At 60.3% G+C, this 239-nt stretch carries 1 protein-coding gene; it reads left to right on the forward strand.

Translation table 11 applies throughout. From position 1 onward, the window contains the following. Nucleotides 1-239, forward strand: a 239-nt coding sequence (locus SB719_RS22430; protein ID WP_412160073.1) for an AAA family ATPase, incomplete at both ends; no start/stop codon positions are given.

The raw sequence follows: 239 nt of genomic DNA on the forward strand, positions 1-239 counted from the left end.
GAGATCCGCGGCCATCGCCGTACCTATGTCGGTTCGATGCCGGGGCGTATCGTGCAGAACCTCAACAAGGTCGGCACGAAGAATCCGCTGTTCCTGCTCGACGAGATCGACAAGATGTCGATGGATTTCCGCGGCGATCCGGCCTCGGCCCTGCTCGAAGTGCTCGATCCGGAGCAGAACAGCGCGTTCAACGACCACTACCTCGAGGTCGATCTCGACCTGTCCGAGGTGATGTTCGT

Source organism: Pantoea sp. SIMBA_079, from assembly GCF_046940275.1.
Classification (GTDB): domain Bacteria; phylum Pseudomonadota; class Gammaproteobacteria; order Enterobacterales; family Enterobacteriaceae; genus Pantoea; species Pantoea borealis.